This window comes from Paenibacillus tianmuensis, assembly GCF_900100345.1.
In the GTDB taxonomy this organism is placed as follows: domain Bacteria; phylum Bacillota; class Bacilli; order Paenibacillales; family NBRC-103111; genus Paenibacillus_G; species Paenibacillus_G tianmuensis.
In genome coordinates, this window is the sequence record NZ_FMTT01000009.1 from 72406 (window position 1) to 93176 (window position 20771).

Here is a 20771-nt window from a genome sequence, read left to right on the forward strand (position 1 = left end):
CGATTCGGGCATCTCTTTTTGTTTAATTAAATGAAAGGAAGAGGTTCTCTGATGCGGCCAAAGATGAATGAGGAAGAGCTGGTGCAAGCGTCCATACGGATGATTCGGTTAAACCAGCACCCGGAAGGGGGATATGTGGCCTGTCCGCTTTTTGCGCACTATGCCTACGGTTGGTTAAGGGACGGCAGCTTCGTCGCATACGCCATGGATACGGCGGGAGAGCACGACAGCGCGGCTTTATTTTATGACTGGGCCAACCGGATTATCGCTTCCAAGCAAGGTCATATCCGCTATTTGACGGATAAGCAAGCCCGAGGGGAGCACGTGTCGCTTCACGAATTTTTACATACCCGTTATCATCTGGACGGCCGGGACGATACAAGCTCGGAATGGGGGCATTTCCAGTTGGACGGCTACGGAGCGTGGCTGTGGGGGGTGACGGAACACCTTCGCGCGGTCGGATCGGACCGGATTCCGGATACGTACCGGAACAGCGTTGATGCTGCGGTCGATTATTTGCGCGCGTTTTGGCGGTATCCAAACTTCGATTGCTGGGAGGAGTACGGCGAGCGTGTGCACCCTTCGACGCTGGCCTGCATTTATGGCGGGCTGGAAGGAGTTGCCCGGCTGGACGGCAATGCGGAGCTGCATCACGTATGCTCGGAAATAAAAGAGTTCCTGCTGCAGCATGGCGTACATGCGGAAGAAAACGGTCATTTTGTCAAAAACATAACGCCTGTCCCCCAAGGGGATTCCGCAGCTTACGTAACGGGCGATGCCGGAGTAGACGCGAGTCTGCTGTGGCTGGCGGAGCCGTTCCGCGTATTCGATCCGCAGCATCCGGTTATGCGGAAAACGATCGAAGCGATCGAGAATGAGCTGCGTTCAGAGACCGGAGGCGTCCGCCGTTACGCAAGCGATACCTACTACGACGGGGGAGAGTGGCTGCTGCTGGCGGCTTGGTCCGGATGGGTCCAACTGAAGATAGGTAACCGGGAGGAAGCCGTACGCTCGCTGGAGTGGATCGCAGCGCAGGCGGACGAATTGGGCCGGTTACCGGAGCAGGTGAGGCGTCCGCATGGCAGCGAGGAAACCTATGACGATTGGGTCCGCCGCTGGGGGCCTCCGGCAACGCCGCTGCTGTGGTCGCATGCGATGTTTATGGTGCTATATTACAAGCTGCGGGCCCGGGCCTAGAGTATATCCCCTTTTCGATGCGGGAAAGCTGAGAAAGGGGTGATTACGATGCCAGATGTCAAATGCAGCGTCGCCAACTGCGAATATTGGGCGCAGGGAAACAATTGCAACGCCAACGCGATTATGATCGAGATCGACAAACATGCAGACGTGAAATATGACGCCGAGTTCGGAGCCGAGTTCGAAGATCATCAAGACCGGGCTGCGGGCTCGCAGAACACCTGTTGTCACACCTTCGAGCCGAGAAAATCGAAATAAGCACCGTTTTTTCCGGAAGTGTCAAGCGTTCATTTCTCTCAGGAAGGGAAGGGGACCGAATGAAACGGAAGCTCGGAAGACATCCCAGTTCGGTTCGGGATGACAGGTCGCTGCGGAAGTTCAAGCACGAGCAGCTGAGAAGGGAACCCGGTCGCAAAACGCACGACGAATTCGCTGCGGAGATCACTTATCCCGGCGGCGGTTCACGGCAGGAGAGATCCCGCATAACGCAGCCTGTGGCCGTAACGGAAAACGGTACAGAGGAAAAGGCGGACACGTCTTACCGCTGGCTCGGATACACGGCGCTCGTGCTGTCTATTCTGGCGTGGTTTCTTTATCCGGCGCTGCTCGGCTCGACGTCAGCCCTGTTAGGGCTGTTTGCTTATATGCTGGGCGAGCGTTCGCTGGGCACATGGTCGATCATTATCGGTTTGATCGCGCTGGGCGGTTATTTCATTTTGGTTCCTCTGTACGCTTGAGACGGAGACGGCAGACCGGCAACCGGTCTGCCGTTTTTCTTTAGAATTTTATAGTGGCTGAGTCGCCCAAAAAAGTGTACAATGGGAAAAGAATCCCGGTACAAGGAGACTTCCGCAACCGATGAACTTATCGACAAAAGCTATCGATCCCTATACGATTAAAGAGCTGCTGCAGCTTCAGGTGATGAACCAATTAAGCTTGCTGACCTCCGGCAGAAATTCCGTTACCGCGCAAAGCGATAATACGGAATTTGCGTCCATATTGAACGGGCTGTTGGCTGGCATGGATTCGTCTTCGCCCCAGAGTGCGGCCGGCATGTCCGCAGGGGCCGGGCTCGTCCCCGGACAAGCTTGGGGCCCGGCTATGATAAGCGGGTTATCCGCCGCTTCTGAAGGCGCGCTCACGAGGAAGTTCGCTCCGGCTGCGAAGCCGTCGGCCTACGAACCGCTGATTCAAGAAGCCAGCCGCCGGTTCGGCGTCGAGCCCAGCGTAGTGAAAGCGGTCATCGATGCAGAGTCGTCGTTTAATGCCAACGCCGTTTCCGGTGCGGGAGCCAAGGGCTTGATGCAATTGATGGACGCAACCGGTCAAGGGCTGGGAGTGGACAATCCGTTCGACCCGGCGCAAAACATTCACGGCGGAACCCGTTATTTATCCAACCTGCTCTCCAAATACGGCGGCAGTCTGGGCACCGCGCTCGCCGCTTACAATGCAGGGCCTACAAGGCTGGATCGGCTCGGCATTCGAAACGATCAGGAATTAGCCGAAAAGCTGCATCTGCTGCCTTCCGAAACCCAGCAGTACGTACGCAAAGTATTGGCGTTGAAAGAGCACTACGAGGCATGAAATGAGCGAGACCAATCGTAGGCACTCCGTTTGCGGGGGCCGACCATTGGTCTTATTTTCTTCCCGGACTAAGCAGAGACTACGAAAAAGGGGAATGACCAAATGCTGTATATGGATTACGCGGCGACCTCACCTATGTATGACGAAGTCATCGGCGTCATGACCGAAGTGATGAAATCGCACTTCGGGAATCCGTCGTCCTTGCATAAGCTAGGTTTGGAAGCTGAGCAGCTTGTAGGACGTTCGCGGGAAACGATTGCGAACGCGCTTCGCTGCGACCCGAATGAGATCCGGTTTACGTCCGGAGGAACGGAGAGCAACAACCTGGCCATCCGCGGAGCGGCCTACCGATACCGGTCCCGGGGGAATCATTTGATCACTTCGTCCATTGAGCATGCATCAGTTTACGAAACCTTTCGTAAACTGGAAGAAGAGGGCTTTCAAGTGACCTATTTGCCGGTGGATGCTACAGGTCAAATTAAACTGACAGACCTTGAGCAAGCATTGACCAACGAAACGATTTTGGTCAGCGTGATGCATGTAAACAATGAAATGGGCAGGATTCAACCGATTGAAGCGATCGGCACCCTGCTGCGCAGCCGCCCCAAGACCTTGTTTCACGTCGATGCCGTACAAGCTATCGGGAAGCTCCCGGTCGACCCGAAGCGGCATGGAATCGATCTGATGTCCTGTGCCGCCCATAAGCTTCGCGGTCCGAAAGGCATCGGGTTCTTATACTGCGGGCGCGGGGTCGAATTGCAGCCGCTGCTGTTCGGAGGCGGGCAGGAGGAAGGGCTGCGTTCGGGGACGGAGAATGTCCCGGCTGTGGTAGGGATGGCCAAGGCGGTACGGATGGCCGTTCAGGAGCAGCCGGCATTTGCGGCGCATACGGCCAGACTGCGTGCCCGTTTGACCGAGGGAATCCGCCAAATTCCGGAGCTTGTATTGAACGGCTCGAAGCGGCCGGAAGATATGGCGCCGCATATTGTCCATTTTTCGTTTCCCGGTATGAACTCCGAGGTGCTCGTGCATGCTTTGGAGCAGCATAGTATCTATGTGTCGACCCGTTCGGCCTGCTCTTCGGGTGCGGAGAAGCCCAGCCGCGTGCTGTCGGCCATGGGTGCGGACCCGGCGGTCGCGGTCAGCGGCATCCGGCTCAGCTACTCGCTTCAGCAGACCGAGGACGATGCGGACCGCTTTTGTCGTGTGCTTAAACAGCTTGTAGAAGAGTTAAAACCGGCCATGACCGGCAAGAACGAACGGAGGTAACTTATGACACCGCAACAGGTCGTCCTCCGTTTGGGGGAATTGACGCTTAAAGGACGCAACCGCCATCGGTTCGAGCAAGCGGTTTTGCAGCAGCTGAAACGGGTATTGCGTCCTTGGGGAGCCATCAAGTATGAAAAAGAATTCGGGCGAATCACGTTGCATTTGAATGGCACGCCTTACGAAACGGTACGTGAGCCGCTCAAGACGGTATTCGGCGTTGCATCGTTCAGTCCCGTGCTTACGACTGAATTGGAGTTGGTGCGCGTGCAGGAAACGGCGCTCTTGGCGATGCGGGCCATGGACCCGCAGCCGCGGACGTTCAAGGTCAGCGTGCGCCGTGTGAACAAAAGCTTTCCGCACGATTCGCAAGAGATGAACCGGCTGGTCGGAGGCTATGTCTTAAGGGCGATGCCCGACCTGAAAGTGGACGTGCGTCGGCCGGAAGCGGAGCTGAAAGTCGAGCTTCGCGAACGGCAGGCGCTCGTATACAGCCAAGTGGACCCGGGCGCCGGCGGGTTCCCGCTCGGCTCGAACGGTAAAGCGGTGCTTATGCTGTCCGGGGGCATCGACAGTCCGGTAGCGGGGTATTTGGCCATGCGCCAAGGGCTGGCAGTGGAAGCCGTCCATTTTCACAGCTATCCTTATACCAGCGAAAGATCGCAAGAGAAAGTGAAGGAACTGGTCCGGAAGCTGGCCGTCTATGCCGGGCCGATCAAGCTGCACATGGTGCCGTTCACCGGCGTGCAGACCAAGATTCACGAAGCGTACCGGGAAAATTTGCTGATCACGCTGCTGCGCAGAGCCATGATGCGAATCGCAGAGAAGCTGGCCGAGGCGAAAGGGGCGGGTGCGATCGTGACCGGGGAGAGCCTGGGACAAGTGGCCAGCCAAACGCTGGCGAGCATGAATGCCATCGGCCGGGCGGTGCACCTTCCGCTGATCCGTCCGCTCGTTTGTATGGAAAAGCAGGAAATTATCCGCCTCGCCGAGGCGATCGATTCGTACGAAGTATCCATTTTGCCGTATGAAGATTGCTGCACGTTGTTTTTGCCGCCAAGTCCAAGCACCAACCCGAACTTGAAGGTCGTCGAAAGCATCGAAGCGGGGATGCCCTGGCTACAGGAAGAAATGGATGAAGCGGTGCGTAATACGGAAACCCTATGGATAGATACGGACCGTCGGACGGAACAAGAAGATCGATTCTCCTCTTTTTTCTAAGCTCATCCTATGCCATCGTTCGCCGGACTCCAGATCGAATTGAATGAGATGGAGGGTAACGACAATGCTGGATTGGTTCATTTTGTTTCTCCAAATTATGCTGATCAATATCGTGCTGAGCGGCGACAATGCCGTCGTCATTGCTTTGGCGAGTAAAAATCTGCCTTTGCATCAGCGAAAGCAGGCGATTTGGTGGGGGGCCTTCGGGGCGATCGCCCTGCGGGTCGTGCTCACCGTCATTGCCGTCTATATCTTGAAGGTGCCGTTCATTCAAGCGCTCGGCTCGGTGCTGCTGTTGTGGATTGCCATCAAGCTGCTGATCGATGAGGAGGATCATTCCAATGTGAAGCAGGCGGCTACCCTCGGCAAAGCGGTCAGCACGATTATTTTGGCCGATTTCGTCATGAGCCTCGACAACGTATTGGCCATCGCGGCCAAAGCGAAGGGAGAGGTCGGCGTGATCATTCTCGGGATCGGGCTTAGCATTCCGATTATCGTCTGGGGAAGCACTCTGGTTGTCAATTTGCTGAAGCGGTACCCCATTTTCGTTTATTTGGGAGCGGGCATTCTTGGCTATACCGCGGGGGAAATGTTTATCGCCGACGAGAAGCTGGCAACACGACTACTCGGGGATATTTCGCATTATGTGCTGCCGATCGTCACGACCTTGATCGTACTTGCATCCGGCGTGCTCAAGAAATGGGTGTTCCGGCCGCGTCAGCGGCATACCTAGACAGCTGGCAGACTATCGGAACGCCGCTTTTCATCAGGAAAAGGTATTGTAAATTATCGGTTAATCCCGCAAGCTATCTTGCGTTTTGCGGCATCTGCACGTATAATAAAGTGTGAATTGTAGCGTCGGCGCTTACGTCCGACGCTACTTTTGTGAACGGGCTGCGCTCCGGCAACAAGGAGCACGACATTGAGCCAAATTCAAAGAGAGGATTTTGAGACTGCATGCATTCGAGAGACAAAATTCGTAATATCGCCATCATCGCCCACGTCGACCACGGCAAAACAACGCTGGTGGATAAGCTACTTCAGCAATCGGGAACGTTCCGGGAGAACGAGGCAGTACAGGAACGCGCCATGGACTCGAACGATATCGAACGGGAACGCGGCATCACCATTTTGGCGAAAAATACGGCCATCCAATACAAAGACTACTTGATCAATATCGTCGATACTCCGGGCCACGCCGACTTCGGCGGCGAAGTGGAACGGATTATGAAAATGGTCGACGGCGTACTGCTTGTCGTCGACGCCTTCGAAGGAACGATGCCGCAGACGAAGTTCGTGCTGCGCAAAGCGCTGGAACAGCATCTGACGCCGATCGTCGTCGTCAATAAAATCGACCGTCCGAACGCCAGACCGGCGGAAGTGGTCGATGAAGTGCTCGATCTGTTCATCGAGCTGGGAGCAGACGACAATCAGCTTGACTTCCCGGTCGTTTACGGGTCGGGTCTTATGGGAATGTCCAGCCTGGACCCGGAAAAGCTGGGTGAAAACATGCAGGCGCTCTACGATACGATCGTCAACCATATCCCGGCGCCGACCGAGAAGGTCGACGAGCCTCTGCAGTTCCTGGTTACGCTGATGGATTATAACGAATATTTGGGCCGGATCGCCATCGGCCGCGTAAACCGCGGAATGGTGCGTCAAGGTCAGCCGATTGCGGTCATCAACCGCGAAGGGCAAGTGAAGCAGGCGCGCGTCGAGAAGCTTTTCGGCTTCCAAGGCTTGAAGCGCATCGAGATCGAAGAGGCAGGCGCGGGCGATATCATCGCGATCTCCGGGATCAAGGACATCAACATCGGGGAAACGCTGGCCGATCCGGCGAATCCTGAAGCGCTGCCGGTGTTGAAGATCGACGAGCCGACGCTGCAGATGACATTCCTCGTCAACAACAGCCCGTTTGCAGGCCGCGAAGGAAAATGGATAACGAGCCGCAAGCTGCGCGAGCGTCTGTTCAAAGAGCTGGAAACCGACGTCAGCCTTCGCGTCGACGAAACGGACAGCCCCGACGCGTTTATCGTATCGGGCCGCGGCGAGCTGCATCTCGGCATTTTGATCGAAAATATGCGCCGCGAAGGGTTCGAGCTGCAAGTATCGAAGCCGGAAGTCATCATCCGCGTGATCGACGGCCAAAAAATGGAGCCGATCGAGCGACTGATTATCGATGTGCCGGAAGACAGCATGGGCTCCGTTATGGAGAGCCTCGGCACGCGTAAAGCCGAAATGGTCAACATGATCAACAACGGTTCCGGCAGCGTTCGCTTGGAGTTTCTCATTCCGGCCCGCGGCTTGATCGGGTACCGAACCTACTTCCTGACGCTGACTCGCGGCTACGGGGTCATGAACCATGCCTTCGACAGCTACGGTCCATATGCGGGCAGCGGCGTCGGCGGGCGTCACGAAGGGGTGCTGATCTCCAGCGAATCGGGCACTTCCACGTTCTACGGCATGCTGTCGGTCGAAGACCGCGGCACCTTGTTCGTCGAGCCGGGCACGGAAGTTTACGAAGGCATGATCGTCGGCGAGCATACTCGCGATAACGACATCATCGTCAACATTTGCAAGGAAAAGCAACTGACGAACGTCCGTTCGGCGACGAAGGAAGATACGGTCAAAATGAAAACGCCGCGGCTCTATTCGCTGGAGCAGGCGCTAGAATATTTGAACGACGACGAATACTGCGAAATTACGCCGAAATCGATTCGCCTCCGTAAAAAAATATTGAACAAAGGCGAGCGTGAACGCTTCGAAAAGCAGCGTAAAATGGCGGAAGCCAACGCTTAATTCAACTCAATAAACAAGACGCGGGAAGCTCTGAGCAATCGGAGCTTTCTTTGCAAGTCTACATAAGGAGGATTCCGATGCTCGAATGGCTGAGGGCGCATCCGTTTGTGACATGGATCATCATCTTCGTGCTGATTACTTACGTGTACAATAAAGTGTTCAAGACGCGGAAACTGCCGATTCTGAAAGACGCTATCATTTACCTGATGCTGGCTCTCGGATCGGGGATGCTTCTATTCTTTCAACTGGCGGGGCTGCCGATTGTGCTCAGCCTGACCATCGCGGTCGTTTTGATGCTGATGGTGCGGATTCGCTATTACGTTCAGGACCGGGAAAACCGCAAATCGTAAGGGCTTGGCCCGATGGAGGTGCTTGGCTGATGTCGGACTTCTGGCTAGTCCCCTTATCGTGGGACGGGGAAACGGCTCTGCTTGGCGGAGAAAGGCTTCGGCTTGAGCCTGCGGACCTCAGGATGCGTTTTCTGGAAGCGATGGGACGAATTCACCCGCGGCTGCTGATGATGTTCAAAGCGCATTTGCTGCCGGAGGACGAGTCGGGCGAGGTTTGCGGTACGGAGGAACTCCCGTTTGCACTCGCGCAATCCGGCGATATTCGATTGTCCGCCGCAGCTGAGCCTTCGGAGACCATGGCTGTTACGGATGCGCTGCCGACTTGGCGTCTGTCCCATTGTGCTGAAGCGTATTTGAACCGGATGCTGACGGCACGGGAAGCGGCTGGGCTGCTCCGGCAAGTCGAAGCCGAACCGGAGGCGGAGCGATGGCTGAATGCTATGCGGACATGGACGGCCAGCGGCCGTCAAGTGATTTTGCTGAGAGAGGACTGAGAGCTCGTGAATTTACAGGATGCGGTGTTCAATTGGCTGCAGATCAGTATTGTGGCGGAGGCTCGGCCGGACGACCAGGCAGCATCGGAAACGAGAGATTTTTTTGAAACGATCCTGCGGGAGGACCATCATCTCGAACGGTTCGTCCGTACGGCCGACGAAGAGACCTATACGGTGGAGTACGAAGAGGCCGGGGGCGTCCGCCATACGAAAAGGTTCGACAGCGAGCTCGCCGAGCAGCTTTTAACGGATATTAACTCGAATCCGAAATACAATGATTGACATATAACCCCGGACGGCGAGATACAATAAAAATATCATTGTCCGAAGGGAGTGTCCGTGATAACTGCTGGTAGCTGGTACCTAACCCGTATGCTATAATGGTCTTAGATTCGGAGACAAACCTTTACAGGAGGGGAACCTATGACCGAAACGATCACAGCCTTGTCGGAACAGCTCTTCGATCTACTCCAAAAGGATTCGTTCGCTCTCTTGAGCACGATCGATCATGAAACCGGTTCGCCTGCGACAAGCGCCATTTCGTGGCTATTCGCTAAAGACCGGACGACGGTTCGTTTTGCCGTCGACCAGCGTTCGCGCATTTTGACGAACATCAAGCAGCATGCGCATGTGAATTTGACGGTTATCGGCGCCGGCTCCGTCTTCGTGATTTACGGAAGCGCGCGTCAGGTTGCCGAAGCTCTTGACGAGGTTCCGTTCAAGCTGGCTTGCTATGATATTGACATTGCTTCGGTGCGCGATGCGATGTTCTACGGAGCACGTATTTCCGTTGCGCCTGAATATGAAAAAACGTACGACAAGCGTGCCGCTGAGAAGCTGGACACGCAAGTGTTCGACGCGATGCAAAAAGCCTAAGACCGTTTGCTGTCCTAGGCTTTTTTTCCACCTCAAAAGACCGTTACGGATAGCTGCCTGGACTTGCGGACGATTACCTTTGAGCAGGCGGCTGCGATTGCAGCGGATTCACGTCACGCGGCATCTGCGGAACGATTCGGCCGATAATGGCCGCCATTTCCTCAGCGAAGCCATTGATCGGTCTGCCATTCATCGCTTGCTGCCTGATGTTCCACAAGCGCTGGTTTAAATCCATATCCGCGGTTACAAGCGCATCCACTCCGTACGGATCTTTTTTGAGCGCCTCCGCGACAGACAGCTTGATCGTTCCGACTTTCGCGCGATCCATTGCAGCCGGGACGTTGATTCCCACGACGGCCGTATTGCCGAAGACGACGCAATTGGCGCTCTCGACATTCGGCACGCTGACGGCGATTTGCTCCAGCCTGTTGGCCACGGCGCGGGGGTCCTGAATTTCTTTTTTCTGCGGTGCCGTTTGCTTTACTTGTACTTGCCGGTTCGAATCGGCGCTCTGCGGGGGGGCAGCTCCATTTTTTGGTGCTTGGTTACATCCTGACACGACAGCGGACAACATCAAGAGAGTCGCGACAAACATTTTCATCAGCATTCGTCCTTTCTTTTCGTCATCGGCTTTGGCTAGTTTGTCCTGACGGGAAAATTCCTATGTACTGAGCCGAACCAAACACCGAACCTGGGAGGGACTCATGATGAAAAAAATTTATGTGCTGGATACCAATGTGCTGCTGCAGGACCCGAACGCGATTTACGCTTTTGAAGATAACGATATTATTATTCCGGCCGTCGTCTTGGAGGAAATCGATTCCAAGAAACGCAACGCCGACGAACTGGGGCGCAATGCGCGCCAAATCTCCCGGATGCTTGACGGGCTCCGCAGCGACGGCCGGCTGTTCGAAGGCATCGGGCTTCCCGGCGGCGGCAGCCTGAAGGTGGAGCTGAACCATCGGAGCTTCTCGAAGCTGCAGGAAGTGTTCGCCGAAGTGACGAATGACAACCGAATTTTGGCGGTGGCGCTTAATTATTTGCTGGAAGAGAAGGAGAAATCCGATCCGAAGCCGGTTATTCTGGTCAGCAAGGACATGCTCGTCCGGATCAAAGCCGACGTGCTGGGCATTACGGCACAAGATTATTTGACGGACCGGGTCGTTAATGTGGCCGGAGATATTTACACCGGGCATCTGACCTTGCTGGTGCATCCTTCGGTCATCGACGAGTTTTACACGTACCGCTATTTAAGCATCAATTCGCTGCAGCTCGGCTATACGCTTCATCCTCACGAGTTCGTGATCCTGAAAGACGAGATGGGCACCAGTAAGTCGGCGCTGCTTAAAGTGAATGCCGACGGGAAGAAGCTGGATCCGCTTTACCTCAGCAACGATCCGATCTGGGGAATCGCGGCGCGGAACGCCCAGCAGCGGATGGCTCTGGAGCTGCTGCTTAACGACGATATTCCGCTGGTTACGCTGACGGGGAAAGCAGGCACGGGGAAAACGCTCCTGACGCTTGCTGCGGGCTTATTGAAGGTTGAGGATGAAAGGAAGTATAAGAAGCTGCTGATTGCCCGTCCCGTCGTTCCGATGGGCAAGGACATCGGTTACTTGCCGGGAGAAAAAGAGGAAAAACTGCGGCCGTGGATGCAGCCCATTTACGATAATTTAGAGTATTTGTTCGATACGAAAAAGCCTGGCGATATCGATAAAATATTGGCAGGGCTCGGCAGTATTCAAGTCGAAGCGCTGACCTACATCCGCGGGCGGTCCATTCCCGGCCAGTTCATCATCATCGACGAAGCGCAGAACCTGTCCAAACATGAGGTGAAAACGATCGTTTCCCGCGTCGGCGAGGGCAGTAAGATCGTTCTACTGGGTGATCCCGAGCAGATCGATCATCCGTATCTAGACGCCTCAAGCAACGGCCTTACGTACGTTGTAGAGCGCTTTAAGGAGCAAACGATCAGCGGGCACATCATGTTGGAGCGCGGGGAACGCTCACATCTGGCGCAGCTTGCCGCTGATTTGCTGTAAGGAGCTTAATGAAAAAACGGTGATGCCAACGATACGAATCGATCGTTGCACCACCGTTTTTTGTTGAATAAGCTGCTAAGGGGATCGCCGGTTTTACCGTTCCGGCGAATAAATCCATTCCACAGCGCCGCCGTAGGCGCGGGCAATGCCTTCCGCAAGCTCGGCCAGTTGGGCTTCGATGGCGAAGGCAGAGCCGCCTCCCGGCTCCGGCCAGGCTGCAAGCAAATGCTCCTCAAGCTGCGCTTCCGCCTGCTGCGGCTCGAAGGCCCGTCCAAGCTCCGCAGCAGCCCGCAGCCGGAATAAGGCGACAAGCTCCGCATATAGGTAAACGTTCTCCAAGCGGCTGACAAAGCCGTAATCGCCGAAGGCCGGATACATCGTGACTGGAGTTGGAAGCAGCAGCACGTTTAGCTCCTCGGAAGGAATGGCATACTGCTCCAAAATAGGTCTGAGCCGCTCCAGCTCTTCCGGGAACGAAAAAATCATCAACTCCTTGTCACGGTCGAACAAGGCGGTTTTTCCGGCCAACGCTTTAACAATCTGGGCATAATAGCCGGCCCGCTTGTCTTCGGGCAGATCCAGGGCTGCCGCATATTTGTGAACGGGCTCCGTCAACGTCTTCACGCTCCTCTTCTTCCGGATCGGCTCAGCTTAAAAGCTATAAGGCCAGCTTCAGCATGATGCTTAACTTTCCTTCCTCCAGCCGGACGCCGGTTACCTGCAAAAACGAGGCGATATGTTGGGGGTAGATCCCCAAATTAAAGCTTTTTTCGAATTCCTCCACCGTCGTGGAAGGCAGGGAAAAGCCGTTGAACTGCATTTCTAAAATCCGGAACCGGATAAACGGTTTGCTTGTTCCGTCTTCCATTGCGGCCATTTCGTAGCTTCCCCGGATCATGACGGCAATACCGCCTTCCTGCCCGGAGGCCGATATTTGATCGGGATAGAAGTGAAACGTCAGATTGCGGAACCGTTCGTCTTTTTTGCGCAAAAAATCGTTTAACTCGCTGTCCGTCATCTGAAACGTATAATTTACCCCGTTCATGACCAGATTGCCGTTCTTGTTCATGTCGCCGCCGGACGTCACCAGCTCGGGAAGCTGCTGCATCGCGCCCGCAAGCGCCTGGAAGTACGTTTTGAACAGCGGGATGCCCTTGTCCTCCCACAGCTTGTTAAGCTCGAGCATCTGCTGCTGAAGCAGCGCTGCCTGCTCCTTGCTATCGGCCAGCTGAGCGTTCACTTCTTTCTGGAGTGCGGCAAGCCGTTCCCGCTGCTGCAAGTAACGCTCTTTCGTCTGCTGGAGGGAGGTGTGGGCTTCGGCCAACTCCTTTTTGACCGAGGTCAGCCGCTGCCATGCATCCGTATGACGCTGCAGCGCTTGTTTATCGTTGTGCAGAATCATTTGCAGATAGTCGAGCACCGAAACCGCATCGGAGAACGAACCGACAGAAAACAGCAGGGTCCACAGCGAATCGCGGTCGCCCATATAATAAGAGCGGACGACTTTGGCGGCGTGTATTTTAGCCTCGCTTGTGGAATGCTCCGCTTCGCGAATTTGCTGTTCCGCGCTCTGCATCTGCGTTTGGAGCTTGATTTCCTGATCGGCAATGCGGCTTAGCTCCTGATCGATCTCATAGATGGTAAGGCCTTTCTGCAGCAAGCTTCTATCCGCTTGTCTGCTCTCCGCATACGCGGAATAGGGCCACAAGGCGGATAAACACCCATATACCGAGAAAAGCGCAAGGATAGCCCATTGGCGTATATTCACACGCATGTCCCTCCCGTCCTTTCAACTAAAGATTATCATAGGAATGGGAAAAACATGACAAAAAAATTCCACGGCGCTGTGCCATGGAAGGGCTTCCGTCACGTTACTTTTTGCCCGCTTGAGGCTTGGGGAGCAAACGTAAAATGTCTTCCGCATGTTTTACCTGCTTCGGCGTTTCTTTCGTAAAGACAGGTGTCTGATTGATCTCTTGCACCTTGTACGTCCATTCCACGCTGTTTTTTGCATCGTTTCCGCCTTCGACCGAAAAATAAAGCTTTCCGGTTTGCTCACGGATAAAACCTTGATTGTCGATCAAGATACTTAGCGTCGTAGGAGCTTCCATCTTGATCCGCTCCAGCGATGTTTTCCATTCCCCGGTTTGTCCCGTGCCGCTCAGTCCGCTGGTCATCAGCTCGTTAAGCGCGGACGGAAGTGCGGTTGTGAAATATTTTGCCGCTTCCTGCTTGTTCTTGTCCGTCACCGTAAGCGTAATACGCTTCGCCGGTTCGCCGTCGGCAAGCTTCTCGTCCTTACTGCCAGGCTGCAGCCAATTCGGGTTGACGCCTTCCAGCAGCTTGCCGGTAAGGGAAGCGCTCAGTCTTCCGGTGTTTTTGAGCTTGTCCGCTTGTTTGTCCAATGGCAGCATCAAATATTCGTCCGCCTTCGTAATGGCTGGCATCTGCAGATACATTTTGTTATCTTTAAGAAGAAACGGCAGTTCGATGGGCGAGGCCGCGCCTTTCGGCGTTAGTTTGACCGAGGTTTCCATTCGGACCGGATCTGCCAGCGAGACGAGCCCGCTGTATTCAAATTTGCTTTCTTTGACCAGGCCTAGCAAAGCGGCAGTTACTGGCTGCGAGCCCGAAAATAAAGAAGCGTCCAGTTTCAAGTCCGCTTCCCCGGCATATCGGTAGCTTTGGATTTGCTCCTGCTTGGCGACCGCTTGCATTAAATCCTGCTTTACCTGCTGATGATCGGTGCAGGCGGACGTGAGCAAAACGGTACAGCTAATAAGCGCCGCGCAGAAGACGGTTCGTGGTTTAAACAAGGCTCTGCTTCCTCTCCTATTTTTCTCATCCTATATTATAGCGAGTGGGGGAGGTTTTGTCTTTAGTAATTTGGCGAGAGGCGGTAGGCGCATGAAAACGGAGCAGGCGAACGATTCCCCGCTGCTGCAAGCGATTCGAGAACAGATTGAAATGCAGCCGGACCGGGCGATTTCGTTCCGGGACTATATGGATTTGTGCTTGTATCATCCGAACTGGGGCTATTATATGAATTCGAATCGCAAAATAGGGCGGGCGGGAGACTTTTATACGAGCGCTTCGGTCGGCAGCGTGCTTGGCGACATGCTGGCCGCCTACCTTCGGAGCTTTGCGGAAACGCGGACCGGCGAGATCTGCTTGACGGAGTGGGGAGGGGGCGACGGAGCTCTAGCGAGACAAATGCTTGACGCGATCCGGGGCGGCTCTCCGGCGCTGTATGCGCGGCTGCGCTTCATCAGCGTCGAAAGAAGCCCTGTCCACCGGAGCCTTCAATCGGAGGCGCTGGCGCCTCATACGGGGCTTGTGAGCTATCTCACAGCCGAGGAATGGCATGCGGCGGGTCCTTGGCATAACACGCTTGTACTGTCCAACGAGCTGCCGGACGCCTTTCCGGTGTACCGGATCATTCGCCGCGAAGCCGGATGGCGCGAAATTCGGGTTGGCTGGGATGACGAACGAAACTGCCTGACGGAGGTAGAAAGACCGTTAGTGGGCGGCGAGCTTGAGGCCTTTATCCGCAAGGAAGCGATCCCGCTGAGAGCGAGGCAGCGGTTCGAAGTCAATTTGGACGCGCTGCGCTGGCTTCGGGCGGTTGCCGGCAGCTTGGGGAACGGCAGTGTGCTGTTTACGATCGACTACGGGCACGTCAGGGAAGAGCTGTATGCTCCGCACCGGATGCACGGAACGCTGCTGTGCTACCGGAAGCATCAAGCTTCCGATACGCCACTGCAGTTCCCCGGCGAGCAGGATATGACCGCCCATGTCAATTTCAGCGCGTTGATCGATGTTGGGAAGGAAGCGGGGCTGGAGCTTGCGGGCCTGCGAAGCCAGAAGCAATTTTTGCTGGAGCAGGGATTGCTTGACGAGCTGAGCGATCATGACGCCCGGGACCCGTTTTCACCGCAGGCCCGTCGCAACCGGGCCATTCGGCAGCTGCTCCTCAGCGACCGGATGAGCGAGCTGTTTAAGGTGTTGATTCAAAAAAAAGGCGAACCGCGTTGAAGCTTGCGGTTCGCCTTTTTTGTCTCCGTATTCGCTTACTTTTTTCCGGACTGGCAGGTTTAGATGGACATTTTGAAAAATGACCAGTAGGTAAACCCCGTAAACGAAACAATCATGTACCCCCAAAAAATCAATATGTAGGTACGTTCGGACAATTTCATGTATCCTAACAGCGTGAAAATCGCCGTCTGGGCGAAAAAGATGAGCGCCATCGGAATAAAATCGCCGGCCAACGCCATGAGCCCGATTACAAGCGTCCAGAAGCCAAGAACGCGAAACATGCGATCCATCCTGTATCCCCCTCTCTTCGGTCACGATCAATACTTACGTACTATCCAACATTATAGCGAAAGCCTTTCTGCGTGTAAACGCCCAATCCGTGAATTTTAGTCAAATTTTTAGCCCTTCGCAACATATCGTTGCCCAAATCCACCAAAACGATGTATGGCCGCCTTGAAAATTGGCAATACAAATTACTAGAAAAGTATTCTATGAACTCTACCATGGGCATAGAGATAAAGTAACGCAGCATTTTATGCATCACGAACATAGATGCGGATGAACCTATAGGGGTTAGGAGGACGGCTTGATGACGGCAATCAGACAAGACGCTTGGAGCGAGGAAGACGATTTGATATTGGCGGAGGTGACGTTAAGACATATTCGCGAAGGCAGCACGCAGCTGTCCGCTTTTGAGGAAGTGGGCGAAAAAATAGGTAGAACCGCGGCCGCTTGCGGTTTCCGCTGGAACAGCTTCGTCCGCAAGAAACATGAGGCGGCGATTCAGATCGCCAAAGCGCAGCGCCAAAAAAGGAACCAGCACCGCAAGCATGCGAGCGCGTTCGCATCCGTTGCGGGCAGCGGCATGGGCGGCCCTTTGGTCTCGGAAGGCGCGGTGCGCAGCGACGGGATTGTGGAAGAGTTATCGATCGACGCCGTTATCCGCTTCCTGCGGCAGTGGAAAGGAAGCTATCAGGAAATGGTGCGGCACGTAAGGCAGCTTGAGAAGGAACTGAACGACAAGCAGGATGAGCTTGAACGGCTGCGCAGTCTCAATGACGAGCTCAGCCGGCAGGTTAGCGACGTTTCGACCGATTATCGCGTCGTGAACGACGATTACAAAGCGCTGATCCAGATTATGGACCGGGCCCGCAAGCTTGCTTTTCTCGCAGAGGAAGAAGAGGAAAGCAAAACCCGCTTTAAAATGGATGAAAACGGGAATCTGGAGCGGATCGAATAACCGGAACCGTTTCATAAAAAGGGAGAAACCCCCGAATCGGGCTGCTATGAGCACCCGTTCCGGGGTTTTTGTGCGTGTCCCGCCATTTTTTGCTATGATAGACTGAACAAACTTTTAGCGCACAGGGGAGAGAGACGATGGGCCGGTTTACGGTGATTGGCGCAGGAGCGCTCGGAACGTTGTTTGCGGTCAGATTATCTGAAGCGGGGCACGAGGTAGAGATCGTTGTCCGCCGTGCCGTGCGGAAAGCTGAAATCGAAGCTGCCGGACTGCGTTTGATCGATGCCGTCTCCGGATCGGAGGGAAAAAGCGATAGGGTAGTGATTACGGCTTTTCCCCGCGTTCGTCTGTGGGGGGAAAAGGAAGCGTTCGGGGGAAAGGATGGGAGCGGGCCGCATTTTATCCTGCTGGCCGTCAAACAGTCCGCCATAACCGGGGAGCTCGGGCTCGAACTCGGTCGGCGCATGGCCTCCTCGGCATGGATGGTCTGCCTGCAGAACGGAATCGGACATCAGGAGACGCTGGCAGCGCATGTACCGGCGGAAAGGCTGCTTTCGGCCGTGACGACGGAAGGCGCGATGATCTCCGCCGCCGGGGAAGCCGTCCATACGGGGAGCGGCATGACCTGGGTAGGCGCAGCAGGAGAGGAAAGGGCCGAAGTCTCGGAAATCGCGCAAAAAAATCTGGTATTTTGGCTGCAATTGGCAGGATTTAGCGCATCGATGTCGAAAAACATCTCTAGCCGTATTTGGCAAAAGCTTCTTATCAATGCCGTCATCAATCCGCTCACCGCCTTGCTGCGGGTGCCAAATGGCGAGCTGCTGAGTTTGCTGGGAGCCGGGGAGCTGATGCGTGCTTTGTACGAAGAAGGCATTGCTCTGGCGCGTGCGCTCGACATCCAGCTGGAGCCGGATCTGTGGGAGCAGCTGCTGGAGGTATGCCGGCGAACCGCAAACAACCGTTCCTCCATGCTTCAGGACATTACGGCTGGCCGTCTTACGGAAATCGACGCCATTACGGGAGGATTACTGCGGGAGGCGGATCGTAGCGGAATAGCTCTTCCGACGCATCTTACCATATACCGGCTGATCAAGGCGGCGGAAGCTAGGCACCGGCCCTGACGGCCTAACATTATCGATTGAAATCGGGTGATATCGCTTGACTGCATTGTTTGGATGGCTGCAGCAGCTTTATACGTTTCTTGCGGTAGTTCCGTTCGTAGCTTTTATCATCGTTTGGATTGCCGTTTACTATTATACGAAAGACAAGCGCAAAGCCACGCATCTCAGCATGGATATTACCACGTTGTTTCTTATCGGCTCCGTTGCGTTTATGAGCCGGAATTTGTTCGATTCGGGAATGCTGCTGTGGACGATCGTGCTGCTGTTTCTCGTAGCCGCCGGCTTGCTTGGAAATATGCAAAACCGGCTTAAGGGAAAGATCGATCTGATCAAAATCGCCAGAACGCTGGGACGGCTTGGTTTTGTGCTGCTGACGGCCTGCTATGTTCTCCTGCTGTTCATCGGCATCGGCAAATATATGATCAACTCGTAGAAGAGGTGAAGAAATGAGCGGCGAACAAAGTGCTGCATACGGAACGCAAATCCGAGTTGTAGCGCTTGGTGTGAATAAAATGCTGCCATTTTTGAGAGCCTAACCCACAGGCTCTTTATTTTGTGATTAGCCAATAAAAAGTGTTATAATGATACCAAAGAAGAAATAAATGGATATGTGTCAAAAAATTAGTACTGGATTTTATTAACCTCTGGTTGTATAATTTCTATTTGGTAACGGTTACATTCATCGAGGTATTTACTTTTTCGCTAGAATCCTATATCATCAAAGGGTGTTATGTAAGGTGTGAATTCTGTGTCATGTTATATAACACGACAGGAATTAACATATAATTACATAAATTAAAAAGGAGGAAGTCATTTTCATGAAGTATAATAAGCTTCTTGTCCTGGCATCGGTTACAGCTATGCTTGGTACGACCGTAGCCGGCTGTTCAGGCAACACGAACAACAATCAGCAAGCAGGGGGCACAGACAATAAAAAAGCTCCGGCTCAAGAAATTAGAATCAACCTTTCGGCAGAACCGCCGGCGATCGACAGCTCCATTGCAACGACGAACCCTTCTTTTACGATTCTTGCCGCGGTGAACGAAGGTCTGTATCGTCTGGATGCCGAAGGCAAACCGCAACCGGGGTTGGCAGCAAAGCTTCCGGAGATCTCCCCGGACGGTCTCGTATATACCATCACGCTTCGCGACGGTTTGACATGGGCCGACGGCGCTCCGCTGAAAGCAAGCGATTTTGTATGGGCTTTCCAACGTACTTTGGACCCAGCGACAAAAGCAAAATACGCAACGATGCTTTCCTGGATTAAAGACGGCGCTGCATTGAATAAAGCGAAGCCGGAAGAAGTGGAAGCGAAGAAAGCTGCGCTGGGCGTAAAAGCAAAAGACGATAAAACGCTTGTAATTACGCTGGAAAAACCGGTTTCGTTCTTTACCGAGCAATTGGCTAACCCGCTCTTCTTCCCGCAAAAACCGGATTTTGTCAAAGCGCAAGGCGACAAAAACGGCGCCGATGCCGACAAAATTATCGGCGCAGGTCCGTTTAAGATGGAAAAATGGGACCACGAGCAGCAAATCGTTCTCGTCAAAAACGACAAGTACTGGGATGCTGCAAACGTGAAACTGAACAAAGTAACCATCAACGTGGTGAAAGACCCCAATACCTCGCTCAACATGTACGATACGAATCAAGTCGACTTGACAATACTTCGCGGCGAGCAGTTCAATGCTTTCAAAGGCAAGCCTGACCTGACGCTGAAGAAAGAGTTCGTAACGGGCTACCTGATGTTTCATAACTCGAAATTCCCGGCTTTTGCCAATGCCAAAATTCGTCAAGCTCTGAGCATGGCGGTCGACCGCAAAAGCTTCAACGACGTCGTCAACGGCGGATCCTCCACTCCTTCGACAGGCTTGGTGCCGGTAGTCGTTCTTGACGGCAACAAACAGGAATTCCGTAAAGTAGCGGGCGATACCCAACCTGCTTTCGATGTGGCAAAAGCGAAGCAGCTTCTGGCTGAAGGTCTGAAAGAGTTGAACATGACTTCCTTGCCGAAGTTCAAGCTGACGGCTGACGATAACGAAGGCGCGAAAAAGACGATTGAGTTCGTCCAAGCTCAATGGAAGCAAAACCTCGGTGTCGACGTGGAAGGTGAACCGCTTCCGTTCCCTCTGCGCGTGAAAAATATGCAGGAAAACAATTTCGAGGCTCTGTTCGCGCTGTGGGGTGCCGACTATAACGATCCGATGTCGTTCCTCGACCTGTGGCTGTCCGACAACAAATCCTTTAACTATGTTGCATACAACAGCAAAGCGTATGACGATCTGGTCAAAGGCGCAGACAAAGAAGTTGATTTCGTGAAACGTTCGAAAATGCTGGTCGATGCCGAGAAGCAGCTGATGGCTGATCTTCCGATTTCCCCAGTTTACTTCCGTATGACTCCTTACGCGAAGAAACCGAACGTAGAAGGCCTGATTTTGCCGCCTAAGTCCCAAGAGTGGGAACTGAAATGGGTTTCCATTAAGTAATCCGTTTCTCCGGATGAAACATAGTAAGTCGTGGCTGATTCGTCAACGAGGGGGCCGTTCTGA

The 20771-nt window shown here is 54.1% G+C and carries 23 protein-coding genes; 18 read left to right on the forward strand and 5 right to left on the reverse strand.

Annotation, left to right across the window (positions count from 1 at the left end; translation table 11 throughout):
• The first annotated feature begins 63 nt into the window (after nt 1-63).
• From BLO51_RS08625 to BLO51_RS08680, 12 genes are all read left to right on the forward strand, one after another.
• The gene (locus BLO51_RS08625) at nt 64-1197 is read left to right on the forward strand and encodes a glycoside hydrolase family 15 protein (protein WP_217266705.1); all 1134 of its coding nucleotides are present in this window, start codon (nt 64-66) and stop codon (nt 1195-1197) included.
• Nucleotides 1198-1245: 48 nt separating this feature from the next.
• On the forward strand, nt 1246-1455 hold the full coding sequence (locus BLO51_RS08630) for a DUF1540 domain-containing protein (protein ID WP_090669829.1): 210 nt from the start codon (nt 1246-1248) through the stop codon (nt 1453-1455).
• 59 nt (nt 1456-1514) lie between these two features.
• Nucleotides 1515-1934: an MFS transporter gene (locus tag BLO51_RS08635; RefSeq protein ID WP_090669832.1), complete on the forward strand. Its 420-nt coding sequence runs from the start codon at nt 1515-1517 to the stop codon at nt 1932-1934.
• Between the two features lie 121 nt (nt 1935-2055).
• Nucleotides 2056-2781, forward strand: a complete 726-nt coding sequence (locus BLO51_RS08640) for a lytic transglycosylase domain-containing protein (RefSeq protein WP_090669835.1) — start codon at nt 2056-2058, stop codon at nt 2779-2781.
• Nucleotides 2782-2883: 102 nt separating this feature from the next.
• On the forward strand, nt 2884-4050 hold the full coding sequence (locus tag BLO51_RS08645) for a cysteine desulfurase family protein (RefSeq protein WP_090669838.1): 1167 nt from the start codon (nt 2884-2886) through the stop codon (nt 4048-4050).
• A 3-nt stretch (nt 4051-4053) separates the two neighbouring features.
• Nucleotides 4054-5268, forward strand: coding sequence for a tRNA uracil 4-sulfurtransferase ThiI (gene thiI / locus BLO51_RS08650; RefSeq protein ID WP_090669841.1), 1215 nt, complete (start codon nt 4054-4056; stop codon nt 5266-5268).
• Nucleotides 5269-5332: 64 nt separating this feature from the next.
• A complete protein-coding gene (locus tag BLO51_RS08655) occupies nt 5333-6001 on the forward strand; it encodes a TerC family protein (RefSeq protein ID WP_090669845.1) in 669 nt (222 codons plus the stop codon).
• 224 nt (nt 6002-6225) lie between these two features.
• Nucleotides 6226-8067, forward strand: a complete 1842-nt coding sequence (gene typA, locus BLO51_RS08660; RefSeq protein ID WP_090669848.1) for a translational GTPase TypA — start codon at nt 6226-6228, stop codon at nt 8065-8067.
• A 77-nt stretch (nt 8068-8144) separates the two neighbouring features.
• Complete coding sequence (locus BLO51_RS08665) at nt 8145-8417, forward strand: YlaH-like family protein (protein WP_090669850.1); 273 nt, start codon at nt 8145-8147, stop codon at nt 8415-8417.
• Between the two features lie 29 nt (nt 8418-8446).
• Nucleotides 8447-8911, forward strand: coding sequence for a hypothetical protein (locus BLO51_RS08670; RefSeq protein WP_090669854.1), 465 nt, complete (start codon nt 8447-8449; stop codon nt 8909-8911).
• Between the two features lie 6 nt (nt 8912-8917).
• Nucleotides 8918-9193, forward strand: a complete 276-nt coding sequence (locus BLO51_RS08675; protein ID WP_090669857.1) for a hypothetical protein — start codon at nt 8918-8920, stop codon at nt 9191-9193.
• A gap of 141 nt (nt 9194-9334) precedes the next feature.
• Complete coding sequence (locus tag BLO51_RS08680) at nt 9335-9787, forward strand: pyridoxamine 5'-phosphate oxidase family protein (protein ID WP_090669860.1); 453 nt, start codon at nt 9335-9337, stop codon at nt 9785-9787.
• A 73-nt stretch (nt 9788-9860) separates the two neighbouring features.
• Here BLO51_RS08680 and BLO51_RS08685 read toward each other — a convergent pair whose 3' ends face one another.
• The gene (locus BLO51_RS08685) at nt 9861-10388 is read right to left on the reverse strand and encodes a YhcN/YlaJ family sporulation lipoprotein (protein ID WP_090670058.1); all 528 of its coding nucleotides are present in this window, start codon (nt 10386-10388) and stop codon (nt 9861-9863) included.
• 106 nt (nt 10389-10494) lie between these two features.
• Between BLO51_RS08685 and BLO51_RS08690 the strand changes: the two genes are divergently transcribed.
• Nucleotides 10495-11829 (forward strand): PhoH family protein, encoded by a 1335-nt coding sequence (locus BLO51_RS08690; protein ID WP_090669863.1) that lies wholly within the window; start codon nt 10495-10497, stop codon nt 11827-11829.
• 93 nt (nt 11830-11922) lie between these two features.
• Here the strand turns inward: BLO51_RS08690 and BLO51_RS08695 are convergent, their stop codons facing one another.
• The 3 genes from BLO51_RS08695 to BLO51_RS08705 form a co-directional block, all read right to left on the reverse strand.
• A complete protein-coding gene (locus tag BLO51_RS08695) occupies nt 11923-12444 on the reverse strand; it encodes a hypothetical protein (protein WP_090669866.1) in 522 nt (173 codons plus the stop codon).
• 43 nt (nt 12445-12487) lie between these two features.
• Nucleotides 12488-13603: a hypothetical protein gene (locus tag BLO51_RS08700; protein WP_090669871.1), complete on the reverse strand. Its 1116-nt coding sequence runs from the start codon at nt 13601-13603 to the stop codon at nt 12488-12490.
• Between the two features lie 97 nt (nt 13604-13700).
• On the reverse strand, nt 13701-14645 hold the full coding sequence (locus tag BLO51_RS08705) for a hypothetical protein (RefSeq protein ID WP_090669875.1): 945 nt from the start codon (nt 14643-14645) through the stop codon (nt 13701-13703).
• A gap of 91 nt (nt 14646-14736) precedes the next feature.
• On the opposite strand from BLO51_RS08705, the gene BLO51_RS08710 reads away from it, so the two are divergent.
• Entirely contained in the window at nt 14737-15864 is a 1128-nt protein-coding gene (locus BLO51_RS08710; RefSeq protein ID WP_090669877.1) for a class I SAM-dependent methyltransferase, read from the forward strand.
• Nucleotides 15865-15923: 59 nt separating this feature from the next.
• Here BLO51_RS08710 and BLO51_RS08715 read toward each other — a convergent pair whose 3' ends face one another.
• Nucleotides 15924-16154: a DUF2626 domain-containing protein gene (locus BLO51_RS08715; protein ID WP_090669880.1), complete on the reverse strand. Its 231-nt coding sequence runs from the start codon at nt 16152-16154 to the stop codon at nt 15924-15926.
• 299 nt (nt 16155-16453) lie between these two features.
• Between BLO51_RS08715 and BLO51_RS08720 the strand changes: the two genes are divergently transcribed.
• From BLO51_RS08720 to BLO51_RS08735, 4 genes are all read left to right on the forward strand, one after another.
• Entirely contained in the window at nt 16454-17104 is a 651-nt protein-coding gene (locus BLO51_RS08720; RefSeq protein ID WP_090669883.1) for an RsfA family transcriptional regulator, read from the forward strand.
• A gap of 137 nt (nt 17105-17241) precedes the next feature.
• Nucleotides 17242-18225, forward strand: a complete 984-nt coding sequence (locus BLO51_RS08725) for a ketopantoate reductase family protein (protein ID WP_090669886.1) — start codon at nt 17242-17244, stop codon at nt 18223-18225.
• A gap of 37 nt (nt 18226-18262) precedes the next feature.
• Nucleotides 18263-18658: a DUF3397 domain-containing protein gene (locus BLO51_RS08730; RefSeq protein ID WP_090669888.1), complete on the forward strand. Its 396-nt coding sequence runs from the start codon at nt 18263-18265 to the stop codon at nt 18656-18658.
• Nucleotides 18659-19043: 385 nt separating this feature from the next.
• Nucleotides 19044-20708, forward strand: a complete 1665-nt coding sequence (locus BLO51_RS08735) for a peptide ABC transporter substrate-binding protein (protein WP_090669891.1) — start codon at nt 19044-19046, stop codon at nt 20706-20708.
• Nucleotides 20709-20771 lie beyond the last annotated feature (63 nt).